Consider the following 14376-nt stretch of genomic DNA (forward strand, 5'->3'; position numbering starts at 1 on the left):
CCAACCTCCCGTTGCAGCCACAGTTGGCCTGAGGCCTCGCGTCCCATTATGAACAGGCCTCATGCACATGAATCGACAGTGGATCGTGTCCCTCCTGGCCTGCCTCTTCCTCGCGGCGTGCTTCCCCAAGGCGGGGACGGTGCCTGGGCCTTTGTCTTCGGCGGGCCTCGAGAGCGCCCAGGCCCGGTGGCCCGGCACATCGGCCGAGGAACTCGAGCAGGGGCGTCAGCTCTTCTTGAACCACTGCAACTCCTGTCACTCCTATCCGGATCGCACCGCGTACAGCGAGGCGGAGTGGCCAGGACTGGCCCGGCGGATGGGAAAGAAGGCGGATCTAAAGGAAGCGGAGAGCGAGCTCGTGCTCCGCTTCATCCTGGCGAACCGCTCCGAGCCGGCCGCTGCTCCGGAAGCCCCGGCCGCCCGCTGATCAGCGCACGGCCAGGGTCCGGCTGCGCCAGTCGGCGGTGCTCCAGCGCTGGAAGGTGCCCGAGTCTTGGGGGCGCCCGGCGGTCTTCTCGGGCATGAGCGTCTCGCGCTTGAGCACCTGGAAGGAGGACTGGATCTTCCCCTCCACGAGCACCTCGCGCGCCACCAGCACCCGCGAGCCATCCGGGGTGAAGCCCGCCAGCTCCACGTAGCCCACGCCCGGCTCCGTCGTCGCGGGCGAGAGCGCGTCCAGCAGCCACCCGTCGCCTTCCTGGTGGAAGACCCACAGCTCCGTCCACCCTTCCAGGAGCTGCACCGCAACGGTGACAACTGTGCCCTGCGGCGACTGGCGGAGGGAGCCCGGCCACACCAGCCCATAGGTGCAGCGCTCCGCCAGAGGAGAAGCGGGGGCCTTCGGGTTGGCCGAGGCCTTCGTCGGATCCATCAGGCGCAGGCAGGTCTCCCCGGGCCGTCCCTGGGTCAGCTCGAGCCGAGGGCCTGCGCCGGGCTTCTCCGGAACCGGCACTGACGCCCAGCGCGAGGCCGCCACCCGGACTGCCGCTACCGCGTAGGCGGAGCGATCCTCGTCCGCCAGCTCTGACTTCAGCACCCGCGCCAGCTCCTCCACAGAGCGCTCGCTCGCCTTCGCTCCCCGCACGGCCTCGCCCCGGCGGGTCCATTGGTAGGCCAGCGAGGCGTACACTTCGGCGCGCCGCAGATGGAGGCGATTGGCCTGCCACGCGGGGAGCTGAGCGGAGTCCACCTGTTCCAGGACGCCACTGCGCCACTCGTCGACGGCCTGGCGCTCCACCTGGCTCAAGGCGGGGTCCATGCACTCGGGCCGCGTCAGTGCGAGCGCCGCCCGGAGCCGCGCCTCGGGACTGCCGCCCATCCCGAGCACCCGGCGGAAGGCCTCGCCGTCGTAGCAGATGCGGGTTCGGCCTTCCTGCTCGATGCTGAGGAGCTTCACGCCATAGCTGGCGGCCACGTCCAGGTGCGCGGCCAGGGTCTCGTCATTGGACTTCTTGGAGGAGGCCCGCCGGGCCAACCGGTCCGCCAGGGTGCCCATGGCATCGAAGAGCTCCGGGCCCACCTGCGAGGGGTTGGCCGCGCGCAGCAGCGCCGCCGTGTAGCCGATTCCCAGCGCCTCGGCGCCCGAGGTGTCCCGGAGGAACTCCACCACCGCCTGGAGCCGGGGCACGCTGGCCTCGTCCAGGGTGTAGACGCGGACCTGCTGCTGACGGATGTAGCCGGGGCGCTCCCGGCGGTGGTCATAGACCTGGAGGAAGCCCTGGCGCTCCCCTCGGACTTCGAGCCACTCGCCCTGCCAGAGCGTGGCCTGGCGGGTGGCGGAGTCCTGCGGGGCGGCGCGCAGGGGCGTCTGGTCCTGCACCACCAGCGCGAGCGTGAGAATCGTGGCGAGCATGGCGGGGCGCTCCTGTCAGTACTCGCTCTGGGAGTTCTCGGAGCCGGACTCGGACTCTGACGGGCCTCCCGAGTGCGACGCCGACGCGGCGGGGGCGTTCGCGTACGAGGGCGCGGGGGGTTGCTGGCCGAGGAGGCCGCTGGCGAAGAACCCTCCCACCTGAGGCGGGGCGATGATGACCTGGATCTTGTCGGACAGCTTGTCAGCGAGGGTCTTCTGGATGAGGAGGGGGTTCTTGCTGATGAGGCTGGCGTCGCGGGCGAGCTGCTCGGAGGCGGCCTTGCCCGTCACCTCGACGCGGTAGGCATCGGACTCGGCGAGCTTGCGGCGGGCGTCGGCTTCTCCTGCGGCCTCGATGCGGCGAGCCTCGGCCTCGGCGCTGGCTTGGGTGAGGCGGCTGACCTTGGAGGCCTCGGCCTCCAGGCGGCGCTGTTCGATCTCCTTCTCCTTGAAGGGGAGGACGTGGCGCATGGCCTCGGCCTTGGCCTTGGCGGCGATGATCTCCTCGCTGGCGGCGGCCTCGGCGGCCTTCTCTCGGCGGACCTTCTCAGCCTCGGCGCTGAGGGCCGACTCCTTGATTTGCTTCTCCTTGAGCTCCAGCGTGTAGCGCATCTTCTCGGCGCTCAGCTCCTCGGCGAGCAGTGACTCCAGGCCCTGGCGGTACCGCTGGGGCAGGTCGACGTTGCCCAGGGTGATCGAGCGCAGGAGGACGCCATCGGCGGCCAGCAGGGGGCCAATCTCATCGGTGAGGGCCTTTTGGATCTCCCTGCGCTGGGTGGAGAAGATCTCCCGAACTGTGTGCTGGGCGAAGTGGCGGCGGAGCACGCCGTCGATGACGGGCTCGACGATCTCCCGGCCCACATCCTCCGGCATGGAGGCGGCCAGGGAGGCAACGCGAGACGGCTCGAGCGCGTAGCGGATGGTCACTTCGATGCCGATGGACAGGCCCTCCGCGGACTGGAAGGGGGCGGCGCCCTCGGCCTGGGTGCTGCGGCTGGGCTGGAAGACCTGGTCCTTCAAGCTATAGAGGTGGAGCCGGTGGACGTGGGGCACGAGCAGGGCCCAGCCCTCGCGCAGCTCCTGGCTGTTGCCGGTGAGCAGGTTCATCCGGATGCCCACCTGACCGGGCTCGATGAGGGTGACGGGGCGGGTGGAGACGGCCATGGCCACGAGGCCGGTCACCGTCAGCCCGGTGGCGATGCGGCGGCCGCGCGAGGTGAAGATGAGCCAGCGGACCTGACTGACTCCTGCGCCCGCGACGGCGCGGACTCCGAAGACGCTCTGCTTGATGACTGCACTCAGCTTCTCTTTGACGTTCTGCCAGTTCATTGGTGGTTGCCCTCTCCCGCGAGGGAAGGGCAATGCATGAGAGATACCCACCGCGTGGGCGGAGCGTGCCGGACGTGGGCGCTCGGAGCGCGTGAGGCGCGTGGCTGCGTGGACTCAAGCACTGTGGCTGGCGTGGCTCAGTGCCGCGCGCGGGTGCGTCCGGCAGACCGCGCTTCCAGCGCGGAGGGGGCTCACGCCATGTCAAAAAATGCGAGTGAACTGGCGTGTGCTCTTGGCGGTCCTGGGTGGGCTCCTCCTGTCCGCGCACCCAGCAGCAACCCTGGATGTGCCAGACCGACCTGTAAGCTCTAACCCGCCTCAGCCCTTCTTCCCGTCATCGCCCCCGCCCGGGGCAGCGGCGCGCACCACCGTCTCCGCGTTGAAGTCCTCGGGCTTCACCGCTCGGAGGCCCGACGAGGACAGCCGCGAGCTCGCCTTGCGCCAGTACTCGCGCGGCGGCAGCCGCTCCACCTTGGGGCTTGGCCGCGGCCAGAAGTCACACTCGGTCAGCCCCAGCCGCTTCACCAGCACCTGCCGCTCCTCGTAGATCCGCGCCGCCCCCGCCACATCCCCCAGTTCCTCCAGCGCCTCCGCGTACCGCTGCAGCGAGGGAATCGAGTTGCTCAGGTTCTCCACCGCCCGCAGCCGCATCAGCGCCTCATCCCCCTTCGCCCACACCTCCTCTATAGGACCTCCAGCGAGCGCCTGCAGGTGCGCCAGTCCGATGAGGGACAGCGGCCCGGCCTGCTCATCCGTCGCCCCGGCGCTCGCCAGCTCCAGCCCCTTCTCGTACGCGGCCTTCGCCTCGATGTGCCGGCCCGCCACGAACTCCACATCCCCCAGGTACGCGTAGGACAGACACAGCCCATGGGTGGTGCCCTGCTGCCGCGCCAGCCCCAGCGCATGCACCAGCAGGTGCCGCGCCCGATCCAGCTGCCCCACATGGAACTGGTGCCGCCCCGCGTAGGCCGTGCCCATGCACAGGTACAGCCCCGTAATATGGTGGGCCTCGGTGAAGGCGAGCAGCTCCGCGCTGCGCTGCACCCCCTCGTCCCAGCGGAACTCCGCCTCTGCGATGGCCGCGTAACAGAAGGTGGAAGCCGCCATCCGCACCGGGTTGCCCAGCCTCAAGGCAATGCGCGCCGCCGACGCCGCGTACTCCCGGGCCCGCTTGAACTCGCCGCCATATGCCAGCCCCAACGCGAGCATCCCCTCGGCGTGCGTCTGCTCCACATACTCCCCCGCCTCCGCCGACTGCTGCGCCACCTCCGTGAGCATGGAGATGGAGGGCCCGAACCGCCCCCACCCCGACAGCGCTCTCCCCATGATGCTCAACGGAGCATGGAGGTAGGAGCGCAGGTTCGGCTCCATGGCCGCCTCCAAGCACAGCTCGCTGTACTCCAGCGCCTTCGGGAAGTTGCCCTGCGCGTAGTACGCGCCCGCCCACGAGCTGTTGAGCGCCGCCTGCTGCTCCATCGTGGGGTCCTGCAGCAGCGCCTGCCCCTGCTCCAGGTACCGGAGCATCTCCACCGCACTGCCCAGCAAGCACCCGATGCGCACCAGCCAATACAAGGAGCGCACCAGCACCTCATCCCGCTCGGCCGAGGGAGGCTGAGCACTGGCCACGGTGAACGCCTTGCGCAGGTGCTGGTTGGCGCCGATGGGGTCCAACAACCGGTCCGCCTCCAGCCCTGCCTCCAGGTACGCACTGGCCGCCCGCACCGGCTGGCCCGCCTTCTCCCAGTGGTAGCCCTGCGTCCCCGGCGGGGCCTTGCGCTGCTGCAGCCGCTCGCCGATGCGCCGGTGGATGTCCTGCACGTTCTCCAGCCGCCCATCCGCCGCCAGCCGCTCGCGCAGCGTGTCATGCGCGAAGGTGCACCGGTCCCCCGCCACCACCAGCAGCCGCGCCTCCTCCGCCTCGGTGATGGCGGTGTGCACCTCTAGAGGAGAGAACAGCCCCAGCGCCTCCAGGTCCGACAGCCGGAACCGCCGGTCGAAGAGCGCGGCCACCCGCAGGACCTTCAGCACCCGCTCGTCCAGCCGCTCCAGCGCGCGCCCCACCACCGTGGAGACGGAGTCCGGAGGCCGGTACTCCCCACTCAACCGGTCTGACAACCGGACACGCCCATCCGCCTCCCGGCTGAGGTAGTTCCCCAGCTGCAAGTCTCGAATGATCTGCGCGGCGACCAGCGGGTTGCCACTGGCCAGGAACGGCACGGCCTGGACCAGGGCCTTCACCACGGCCGGGCTGGCGCCCCCCGCAAGCTGCGCCAGGAGCTGGCCGTTCTCCAGAGAGCTGAGCGCATCCAGGGTGAGCATCTCCAGCTCGCCGGTCTGCGCCAGGCGCGGCGGCGGCCGGGTGGTCGCCAGCAGCAGCACACCGGGAGGAGGGGCGGCGCTGATCCGCGAGAGCACGGCCAGGGTGCCCTCGTCCGCCGAGTGCACATCCTCCAGCACCAGCACCATCGGCCGCGCGGTACCAACGGCGGTGAGCAGGTGCATCAGCGCCTTGCCCACCCGCTCCGGCCCGAGCCCCTGGACGAGCACGCCCTCGGTGTCGCGCTCGGCGCCCTCCGGCAGCAGGCGGCTCAGCTCCGGCACCAGCCGCCGCAGCTCCTGGGCCTCGCCCGCGAGCGCCTGCCCCGCCAGATGGCGCACCCGGTGCCCAGGCTCGCTGCGGATGCCCAGCAGCACCTCCACCAGCTGCCCCAGCGCCTCGCGCAGCGGAGAGCACGGCACCAGCTCGCCCAGCTGCCGGCAGCGGCCGTACGTCACCAGCACCCGGGCGCTCACCTCGGGCGAGAGCAGCACCTCGGAGATGAGGCGGCTCTTCCCAATGCCGGCCTCGCCCACCACCATGAGCGCGCGGCCCTGGCGATCTCCCACCGAGTCCACCGCCTCGCGCAGCAGGGCCACCTCGCGAGCGCGGCCGACGAACGGCGCATTGTCCGAGGAGACCATCTCCGGAGGCAGGGGAGGCGGCGCCCAGTCGCTGGTGTTGCCGTGGAGCAGCTCGAAGTAGAGCCCCTTCAGGCGGCTGGCCAGCTGGCTCGCGCCGCCAAACCGGTGCGCCACGTCCGGCGCCAGCAGGGAGCGCACCAGCGCCGCCACCGGGGGAGGCACCAAGGGCGCCACCTGCTCCAGCGGCGTCATCTTCCCCGCCCGCTTGAGCGAGCCCAGCGCCGCGTACGAGGCGTTGGTGGGGAACGGCAGGATGCACGCGAGCATCTCGTACAGCAGCGTCCCCAGGGAGAAGAGGTCCGCCTTCTCGGAGAACTCGCCCGTGCCGAAGAAGCACTCGGGGGCCATGTAGGCCAGCGTCCCGGCCATGGGCCCCCCCTCGTGCGTCCGGAAGCCGCCGGACAGCCGGGCCAGGCCGAAGTCCAGCACCTTCACCTTCGGCTCCACGGGGTCCGTAATAATGATGTTGGCCGGCTTGAGGTCCAGGTGGAGGACCTTGGAGTCGTGGCAGTAGGCCAGCGCCTCGGCGATGCGGCGCGTCAGTTGCAGGGCCTCCAGCACTTCCAGCGAGCCGCGCTCCTGAAGGTAGTTCCCCAGCACCACCCCGTGCACCAGCTCCATCACCAGATAGAGCCGCCCATCCTCCAGGAAGCCGTAGCCGAGCACCTCCACCAGCGCGGGGTGCCGCAGCCGCGCCAGCGCCTCAATCTCGTTCTGCTGCCAGACGAGCTGCTGCGCGGTGATGTTGCGGGCGGAGTGCTTGCTGACCTTGATGGCGACCTGCCGCTGCTCCGGGCCGCGCGCGCGGTACACCACGCCGAAGCCGCCCGAGCTGAGCACGTCCTCGATGACATACGCCCCCACCGGCGTCCCCGGTTCGAGCGTACGGGGGACACCCTTCACATCGGATTTCTCCGGCGAAGGCAGTGCCATGATCCTGGAAAATGCCGATCATGCCACCGCGGGGCGGATGAAGCGAATACGTCACCCGGCGGAGGCACTGTGGGGGCATGCATGACCCAACCCGTCACGTCCTCGCCCGGAGAGAGACCCTCTCGGCCGGATGAACCGTTGGGTGGCCAACGGGGCGAGCCTCTCCAGTCCCCTGGAGGAGCGCCCCCTGCCTCATCTGGCACGGCTGCTCGCCGGTCGGGAGACCCGCTCAGTGCGCGGCGGCCAGGGACGGGATGCCCGCCAGCGCCGGAGGCCGTACGAAGTGGCCATACCTGCGGCTCGCGGCGTACCAGGCCACGTGTCCGTTCACGTTGTAGAGCAGCGTGTCGACGAACCCGAGCATGTGGCGGTCCTCCGGGAAGGACTCCCGGAGCTTGAGCGCGATATAGGTGATGTCCGCGGCCAGGGAGTTGAGCCGGTCGAGCAGCGACTTGAAGCGGCGCAGCAAGGCCTCGCGGTCCTGCCCCCGGTCGAGCAGCAGCACGTTGTCCAGCTCGCCGCACGCCAGCTCCTTGGCCAGCGAGAACACATCATTGACGAGGATGATGTGCCGGCAGGTGTTGGTGAGCAGCAGCTTCACGGGGTGCATCTCGCGGTGCTCGCGGCTCAGGCGGATGCGCTGGATGGCGAGGAACGCCTCGACTGACTGCACATAGGTGATGGTCTGCTCCCGGTTGTGCATGTACGTGGACACCGTGGGCATGTACCCGGTCTCCGTATGCGCGCCATGCTCCCAGGCCACCGCGTCGAAGTAGTTCGCCATGCTGGCGATGAACCAGGCCAGCGGCATGTCCGTCTCCAGGCCCAGCTCGCGGATGTCCCGCAGCGCCTCGCAGAACGACTCGAGCAGCGGGAACTCGGAGGCCGGAGGGCTCAGCGCGCTCGGCACCTCGCCGGTGAGCATGCTCATGAAGAGCCCGAACGTCTTCTGGAGCTGGCTGTAGGGCAGGTATTGCGCGCCCGCGCGCAGGTCAATCATGTTGTCCAGCGCGTCATCCAGCGTGAAGAAGAACGCCTGCAGGTAGATGAACCACTTGGTGCGGTGGACGGGCAGCTGCGGCAGCGTGCACGCCGCCAGCGCCGCCAGCTGCGTCTGGCCGAACTTGTGGAAGTACGGCTCGCCCTCTCGAATGAGTCCCTTCCGCAGCGCCCAGGTGATGCACTCCTGCTCCGCTCGGGCGACATCCGCGGGCGAAGACACGGGGTGCGGCCACCCATGGCCGGGCGCATTCAAGAGGTGCAGGTGCCCCTCCAGGCGCACCTGCGCGACGTTTCCGAGGTCAAACTCAACAGCCAGCGGGGAGTGCTTGTCGAGAGGCATGGCGGGGATCCTCCAACACAGACATCGTACGTCAGTGACACGGCAGGCTTCCCCTCGGAAACACGCGAGACATGAATCACAGTCACCGTGAAAAAGGCCGTTCATCCTCTCTCTTTTCCAAGGGCGCGCGGTGTCCGTGATTACCCAGCGCGTGAACCCGGCCCTCCCGCCTAGCCTGTGCGGGACATGGATCCCACCCCGCTCGTCGTCGTCGCCGTCATCGCCATCCTCGGTGTCGCGATCTTCTCCATCGTCAACCAGGGCCAGAAGCGAAAGGCCCTCTGGGAGATGCTGGCCGGACAGCTCGGGCTGGAGCACCGCGGGAGCGTGCTGCTGGGCGAATACCAGGGCGTGCCAGTGCGCATTGCCGTGGAGACGCGGCGCAACCCCCACGGCTATGACCAGCTCTGCGTGGTGCGAGCGGACATCCCGGGTGCACTGCCTGAGGGCTTCGTTGCCGCACCGCGCCGTTGGACGTCGGGACTGGACCGGATGCTGGCCGACAACACCTTCCAGGCCTCGGACCCCGCGCTCCAGGAGTGCTACGTCTTCCAGAGCGACCAGCCCCAGCAAGGCCAGGCGCTCATCTATGAGCCCGAGGCGCAGAAGGCCCTGCTGGAGCTCTACAGCCCCAAGCGCGTGGGCTTCGTGGAGAAGAACCGGGTCCACGTCGCGTACACGGGGCTGGTGGAGGACGCCGAGGAGCTCCGCGCGGCCCTGCTGGACGTGACGCAGACAGCGCACACCCTGGCCCGGGCCCAGGCGCGCCTCGCGCAGGGCGCCTAGCCCCGGCGCTCAGCCCCGCCCGGGGCTCAGCAGCCGCTCCAGGCACGCCAGCAGCTCGTCCACGTGTGCGCCCTTGTGGAACACGGCATCCACCTGCACGGGCGGCGCGGCGCGGCCCTGGCCGGAGACGAGGACGATCTTCGCCGCGGGCACCCGGCGGCGCACCAACGGAATCAGCTCCCGCGCGTCCCCATCCCCGAGGCTCCAGTCCATCAGGACGGCGTCGTAGCGCGGCTGTCCCTCCAGGAGCTGGCCCGCCTGGGGCAGCGACTCCGCGACGGCCACGGTGAAGCCCGCCTCCTCCAGCACTGCGGAGAGCGTCAGCCAGTTGGCTGGGTCGTCCTCCACCAGCAGCACGCTCCGGTGCGGTGTCCCCGAGTTCTCCATCGGTGCCCCTCCCTCGGTGCCCGCTCAGGTACTGCGGGCGGCGCCGGCCTCGTCGGCGATGGGGAAGGAGACCTGGACCCGCGTGCCCACCGGCTCGGCGGGCTTCAGCTCCACCCACGCGCGGCAGCGCAGCGCCAGCCGCTGGACGATGCACAGCCCCAGGCCCGCGTGCCCCGCCTTCGTCGTCATGAAGGGCTCGAACACCCGCGTCCGGAGCTCCTCGGGGACGCCCGATCCGGTGTCGCTCACCTCCAAGACAACGCGGCCCTCGTCCGTCCGCAGCGTGCGCATCGAGAGCAGGCCTCCGCGCGGCATCGCCTCCACGGCGTTCTCCACCAGGCAGCGGATGAGCAGCGTGAGGCGCGCCGTGTCCGCCTGCACCAGGGCCCGCTCCTGCCAGGTGCTCTCCACCCGCACGAGGGAGGGCACCCCCGCACGCGCCAGCGCCTCTTGCGCCACGTCACACAGCCGCAGCCGGGTGCTGTCCTCGTCGGGCACCGGCAGGCCCCGTGTGGACAGCACCTCCTCGGCGGAGACCAGCTCGCGGTCAATGAGCTGGAAGAACGTCTCCATCCGCGGATCCGTCTTCCACAGCTCCGTCTTCTGCGCCTGGCGCATCAGGTAATAGGAAGCGTTGCGGATGCTGGAGAAGCGGTTGCGCAGGTCATGCCGCAGCACGGCCGTGACCACCTCGGCCACTGCCGCACGCTCGCGGGCCTCCAGCCCAGGGGTTTGCTCGTCCATGTCAGCTCCTCGCCAGGGCCCGGCCACGGGTCCGTGCAATCGTCTGTGCCAGCTCCCGGATGGAGATGGGCTTGCGCATGCAGGCGACATCCCCCAGTGCTGCCACCTGCCGCATCATCTCGGGGACTTCGTGCCCGGACACCGCGATGAACGCCACGGGCTGACCCGAACCCCTCAGCCGCTCCACCACCTGCGCGCCCGTCATCCCCGGCATCACCAAGTCCACCACGCAGACATCGATCTTCCCGGTGCGCATGCGCTCCAGCGCCTCGTCCCCGTCGTACGCCGCCTGCGCCCGGATGCCGCAGAGGCGTAGCCCCTCCACCGTCGCCTCCGCCACGTCCTGCGAGTCATCCACCACCAACACCTCGGGTACGAGTGCCGCGCGGCGCAGCGTCCTCAACAGGTGCGCCACGTCGAACGGCTTGTGGAGCACGGTGAAGACGCCCTCGGCCAGCGCGTCCTCCACCAGGTTCTCCTGGGCGAACGCCGTCATCAGCACCACGGGCAACCCGGGCTGCTCGCGCCGCAGGTGGCGGGCCAGCTCCACGCCGTGCAGCCCCGGCATGCGGATGTCCGCCAGCACCACGTCCACCGGCCGCTGGCGCACCACCCGCAGCGCCTCCTCGCCCGTGGGGGCCTCCACCACCTCGTGGCCCTCCAGCTCGAGGTTGGCGGCGAGCGTCACCCGCATCGACTCCTCGTCATCCACCACCAGGACGCGCGCCGGGCTCACGGGGCTCACCTAGGCCGCTCGCGCCTGGGCCGGCGGCAACTGGATGACGAACTCACTGCCCCGGCCCTGCTCGCTCGACACCTGGAGCGTGCCGCCGTGGCGCTGCACCCGCGTGGCGACGATGGCCAGCCCCAGCCCCGTGCCCTCCTTCTTGGTGGTGAACAGCGGCTCGAAGATGCGCGGCAGCACGTCCGGCGGAATCCCGCCGCCATCATCCACCACGCGCACGCGCAGCGGCTCGGCGCCGCCGCCGTCGGCCCGCACCACCACCTCGCCCGGGCGCCCCGCGGGAATGGCCTCCACCGCGTTCTGCACCAGGTTGATGAGCACCTGCCGGAACTGATCTCGGTCCAACAGCGGCACGGGCAGCGCCTCGGGCACCTGGTTGAGCACCCGCACCTGCTCGCGCGCGGGCACCACCCCCACCGCCTCCTCCACCAGCGGCCGCAGCGGACAGGGCTGGAGGCTCACCGGGCGCTCGCGCGCGAAGTCCAACAGGTCCGAGATGATGCGCGCGCAGCTGTTCAGCTCCCGGTCCATCAACGCCAGGAACTGGGGCACGCGCGCGTCGTTCGCCAGCGGCTCCGGCCGTGCCAGGCGCTTGCAGAGGTACGCATGCGCGTTGCGCACGGCGGCCAGCGGGTTGCGCAGCTCATGGCCCACCCCGGCGGCCAGCTGGCCCACCGCCGCCAGCTTCTCCACCCGGATGAGGTGCTCCTGGGCACCCTTCAGCTCCGTCAGCGCCCGGTTCAGCTCCGCCGTCTTCTGGTGCTCGCGCTCGGAGGCCAGCTCCGCCACCGCGCGGCGCTCGGCCATCTCCCGCATCTCGCGCACCGCCTCGCGGATGGAGCGCAGCAGCACCAGGTCCAGGAACACCAGCCACACCGCGTGTTCCAGCAGCCGCCACCACTCCGGGCTCGGCGTGCCGTAGATGGACTCCGGCCACAGCATGCCCCGCACCCAGTGGTCCAACACCACCACGCCGCTCGCGGTGAGCAGCACCGGCCACTCCCGGTAGAAGGCCAGGAACGTCAGCGAGCCCAGCGTGTGGAAGTGCGTCTCGATGCGCCCGCCCGTCAGGTGGATGAGCAGCGCGGACCAGAGCACCTGGCAGATGGCCACCGTGTGCCGGGTGAGCGAAGTACCGGGCCGCCGCCACACCTGGACAATGGTGACTGCGCTCAGCACCCCGCCGAGCACCACCGCCACCCAGATGTGCGAGTCAGCCGCCCGCGCCTTGCCTGCCCAGCCGTACGGCGAGAACACGGCCGCGAGGACGAGGGCCGCCAGCCACTGCGCGCCCATCAGCCAGGCGAAGAGCCGATCCACCCTCCGCCACACTTCCTGCTGGTGCTGAGAGAAGAGCCGGGCGACGCGCTCCTCGAGCTGCTCCGTCGCGCCGGGCTCCACCACCGCCGGCTTCATGGCGGCAAGCCCTGTGCTGCGCTCCACGCCATCACATCACCCGTTTCCAGGCCCCAAGCTCTGTCGTCAGCGAGCTCATCACCCGCTTGAGCCGCGCGGACTCCGCCGCGCGCTGCACAATCTCAATCAGGCGCTGCGGCTCGTACGGCTTGATGAGCAGGTAGTAGAGCCCCTGCATCTCGTACTTGTCTCGCTTCTCCAGGTACTCGGCATGGCCGGTGACGAGCACCCCGGACATGTGCGGCTGGCGCGCCATCGCCTCGCGCAACAGCTGGATTCCGTTGCGACCCGGCATGTTGAAGTCCGTGCACAGCACGTCCACGCTGTTGCGCTCCATCAGCCGAAGCGCCTCGGTCGCATCCGGCGCCGTCAACACGCGGAAGTCCTCGGACAGGACCGCCGCCGCGGTGATGAGCACCGGGTGCTCATCATCAACCACCAGGACCGTGAGCCTCTCGTTCATGACTTCCAAGCGCCTCGTGGTAGCCCCCAACCTCGGGGTGGGTACAAGTAGGACAAGCGCCGGAGAACCCGGCACTGCCCGAGACGTTGTTGAAACACCGTACCCTGGGTGGATCGACACCGCCCCTCGCAGGCAGGGCTCAGGTTCGGCAGCGGACAAAGTCCGGCCCCAGGCTTTCCCAGAAGTCCTTTTTTTCACGCTATGACTTTCGGAAGTGAACGCTTGCGGGGCCTGCACGCTGATAGGTTGCGGCGGATCGCAGCCTCAGGGGGGCTCCCTTCATGGAAGTTGAGGTCCGCTTCGCCACCACGGAAGACGAGCGTGCCGCCGTCTACCGTCTGCGCTACGCGACCTATGTGGAGGAGATGCACGTCTACACCCGGCAGGCCGATCACGAGCGCCACTGGTTCCTGGACTCGGAGGACACCGCGGCCCACTTGATGTACGCAAAGGTGGAAGAGGACGTGGTGGGGACGCTCCGGGTGCAGCTGGAGGCAGAGGGAGCCCTGCCCGAGCCCACGGCCTCGCGCTTCGCGCTGGAGCGCTTCCGGCCGCTGGTGCGCCCGGAGCAGATCTGCGTGGTGGGCCGCTTCATGGTGCGCCAGGACATGCGCGGCACGGCGGTGCCCTACCGGCTCATTCAAGAGAGCATCCGCTTCCAGCTCGCCCAGGGCCAGGAGCTGGCCTTCTGCGACTGCCAGCCGCACTTGCTCAACCTTTATATGTCGCTGGGGTTCCGGCCCTACCTGGGCACGTATGACCACCCGGAGTTCGGGGTGATGGTGCCGCTGGTGCTGGTGCTGCGGGACCGAGAGCACCTGGAGTGGGTGGGCTCGCCGCTGACGCCGCTGCTGCCCACGGACGCGCCGCCCTCGGAGGTGCCGGAGCGGGTGGCGCCGCTGCTGGCGAAGGCGCGCGGGGTGATGAGCCAGGAGCTGAGCGATCCGGACTCGTACTGGCGGGAGGTGCACGGGCTGATGGGCACGGCGCGCCCGGCCGTGTTCGCCGGTCTGTCCGAGCAGGAGCTGCAGGCGGTGCTGGCCAGCAGCCACGTCATCCAGTGCGCTCCGGGGGACTACCTCATCCGCAAGGGGCAGGTGGCGCGCACCGTGTTCGTGGTGCTCGCCGGCTCGCTGGAGGTGCGCGACGGAGAGCGCGCGGTAGCCACCGCGTCCGAGGGCGAGGTGCTCGGGGAGGTGGCCTTCCTGCTGTCCAGCTCTCGCATCAGCGACGTGTGCGCCACGGGCAATGGCGCGCGAGTGCTGTGCCTGAGCGAGAAGTCGCTGCGCGCGCTGATCGACTCCAGCTCGCGCGCGGCGGCGCTGCTGCTGCTCAACCTGTCGCGAGCGCTGGCGCACAAGCTGGTCCAGCGCGCGGACAACCCCAAGTCGGGCGGTTAGGGCCGCCCGCGCGCCGGA

At 70.0% G+C, this 14376-nt stretch carries 12 protein-coding genes; 3 read left to right on the forward strand and 9 right to left on the reverse strand.

Annotation, left to right across the window (positions count from 1 at the left end; all coding sequences use genetic code 11):
- Positions 1-61: 61 nt before the first annotated feature.
- A complete protein-coding gene (locus DB31_RS16185) occupies positions 62-427 on the forward strand; it encodes a c-type cytochrome (protein ID WP_044188473.1) in 366 nt (121 codons plus the stop codon).
- Here DB31_RS16185 and DB31_RS16190 read toward each other — a convergent pair whose 3' ends face one another.
- The 4 genes from DB31_RS16190 to DB31_RS16205 all read right to left on the reverse strand — a co-directional run bounded on the left by DB31_RS16190 (position 428) and on the right by DB31_RS16205 (position 8417).
- Positions 428-1852 (reverse strand): hypothetical protein, encoded by a 1425-nt coding sequence (locus DB31_RS16190; RefSeq protein WP_044188474.1) that lies wholly within the window; start codon positions 1850-1852, stop codon positions 428-430. It abuts the gene before it with no gap.
- Between the two features lie 15 nt (positions 1853-1867).
- Entirely contained in the window at positions 1868-3181 is a 1314-nt protein-coding gene (locus DB31_RS16195; RefSeq protein WP_044188476.1) for an SPFH domain-containing protein, read from the reverse strand.
- A gap of 318 nt (positions 3182-3499) precedes the next feature.
- Positions 3500-7045 (reverse strand): serine/threonine-protein kinase, encoded by a 3546-nt coding sequence (locus tag DB31_RS16200; protein WP_240486727.1) that lies wholly within the window; start codon positions 7043-7045, stop codon positions 3500-3502.
- 259 nt (positions 7046-7304) lie between these two features.
- On the reverse strand, positions 7305-8417 hold the full coding sequence (locus tag DB31_RS16205) for a terpene synthase family protein (protein WP_044188482.1): 1113 nt from the start codon (positions 8415-8417) through the stop codon (positions 7305-7307).
- A gap of 186 nt (positions 8418-8603) precedes the next feature.
- On the opposite strand from DB31_RS16205, the gene DB31_RS16210 reads away from it, so the two are divergent.
- Positions 8604-9203, forward strand: coding sequence for a hypothetical protein (locus DB31_RS16210; RefSeq protein ID WP_044188484.1), 600 nt, complete (start codon positions 8604-8606; stop codon positions 9201-9203).
- A gap of 9 nt (positions 9204-9212) precedes the next feature.
- Here the strand turns inward: DB31_RS16210 and DB31_RS16215 are convergent, their stop codons facing one another.
- Genes DB31_RS16215 through DB31_RS16235 form a run of 5 tightly spaced genes read right to left on the reverse strand, consistent with a single transcriptional unit; the run spans position 9213 to position 12958 of the window.
- On the reverse strand, positions 9213-9590 hold the full coding sequence (locus DB31_RS16215) for a response regulator (protein ID WP_044188486.1): 378 nt from the start codon (positions 9588-9590) through the stop codon (positions 9213-9215).
- 24 nt (positions 9591-9614) lie between these two features.
- Positions 9615-10334, reverse strand: a complete 720-nt coding sequence (locus DB31_RS16220) for an ATP-binding protein (RefSeq protein WP_044188488.1) — start codon at positions 10332-10334, stop codon at positions 9615-9617.
- Position 10335: 1 nt separating this feature from the next.
- The gene (locus DB31_RS16225) at positions 10336-11070 is read right to left on the reverse strand and encodes a response regulator (protein WP_044189857.1); all 735 of its coding nucleotides are present in this window, start codon (positions 11068-11070) and stop codon (positions 10336-10338) included.
- 9 nt (positions 11071-11079) lie between these two features.
- Positions 11080-12495 carry a sensor histidine kinase gene (locus tag DB31_RS16230; RefSeq protein ID WP_044188491.1) on the reverse strand — a complete coding sequence of 472 codons (1416 nt, stop codon included), beginning with the start codon at positions 12493-12495 and terminating at the stop codon, positions 11080-11082.
- 31 nt (positions 12496-12526) lie between these two features.
- The gene (locus DB31_RS16235) at positions 12527-12958 is read right to left on the reverse strand and encodes a response regulator (protein ID WP_044188494.1); all 432 of its coding nucleotides are present in this window, start codon (positions 12956-12958) and stop codon (positions 12527-12529) included.
- A 281-nt stretch (positions 12959-13239) separates the two neighbouring features.
- Here DB31_RS16235 and DB31_RS16240 point away from each other — a divergent pair, with 281 nt between their 5' ends.
- Positions 13240-14358: a cyclic nucleotide-binding domain-containing protein gene (locus DB31_RS16240; protein WP_044188496.1), complete on the forward strand. Its 1119-nt coding sequence runs from the start codon at positions 13240-13242 to the stop codon at positions 14356-14358.
- The last annotated feature ends 18 nt before the right edge of the window (positions 14359-14376 follow it).

The organism is Hyalangium minutum (assembly GCF_000737315.1).
GTDB classification, from domain to species: domain Bacteria; phylum Myxococcota; class Myxococcia; order Myxococcales; family Myxococcaceae; genus Hyalangium; species Hyalangium minutum.

What these genes read in the sequence shown, in the direction of transcription:
- DB31_RS16215 (WP_044188486.1), bottom strand. Translation starts at nt 9,590, where the DNA reads ATGGAGAACTCGGGGACACCGCACCGGAGCGTGCTGCTGGTGGAGGAC.
- DB31_RS16235 (WP_044188494.1), bottom strand. Translation starts at nt 12,958, where the DNA reads ATGAACGAGAGGCTCACGGTCCTGGTGGTTGATGATGAGCACCCGGTG.
- DB31_RS16185 (WP_044188473.1), top strand. Translation starts at nt 62, where the DNA reads ATGCACATGAATCGACAGTGGATCGTGTCCCTCCTGGCCTGCCTCTTC.
- DB31_RS16220 (WP_044188488.1), bottom strand. Translation starts at nt 10,334, where the DNA reads ATGGACGAGCAAACCCCTGGGCTGGAGGCCCGCGAGCGTGCGGCAGTG.
- DB31_RS16210 (WP_044188484.1), top strand. Translation starts at nt 8,604, where the DNA reads ATGGATCCCACCCCGCTCGTCGTCGTCGCCGTCATCGCCATCCTCGGT.
- DB31_RS16205 (WP_044188482.1), bottom strand. Translation starts at nt 8,417, where the DNA reads ATGCCTCTCGACAAGCACTCCCCGCTGGCTGTTGAGTTTGACCTCGGA.
- DB31_RS16195 (WP_044188476.1), bottom strand. Translation starts at nt 3,181, where the DNA reads ATGAACTGGCAGAACGTCAAAGAGAAGCTGAGTGCAGTCATCAAGCAG.
- DB31_RS16240 (WP_044188496.1), top strand. Translation starts at nt 13,240, where the DNA reads ATGGAAGTTGAGGTCCGCTTCGCCACCACGGAAGACGAGCGTGCCGCC.
- DB31_RS16230 (WP_044188491.1), bottom strand. Translation starts at nt 12,495, where the DNA reads ATGAAGCCGGCGGTGGTGGAGCCCGGCGCGACGGAGCAGCTCGAGGAG.
- DB31_RS16190 (WP_044188474.1), bottom strand. Translation starts at nt 1,852, where the DNA reads ATGCTCGCCACGATTCTCACGCTCGCGCTGGTGGTGCAGGACCAGACG.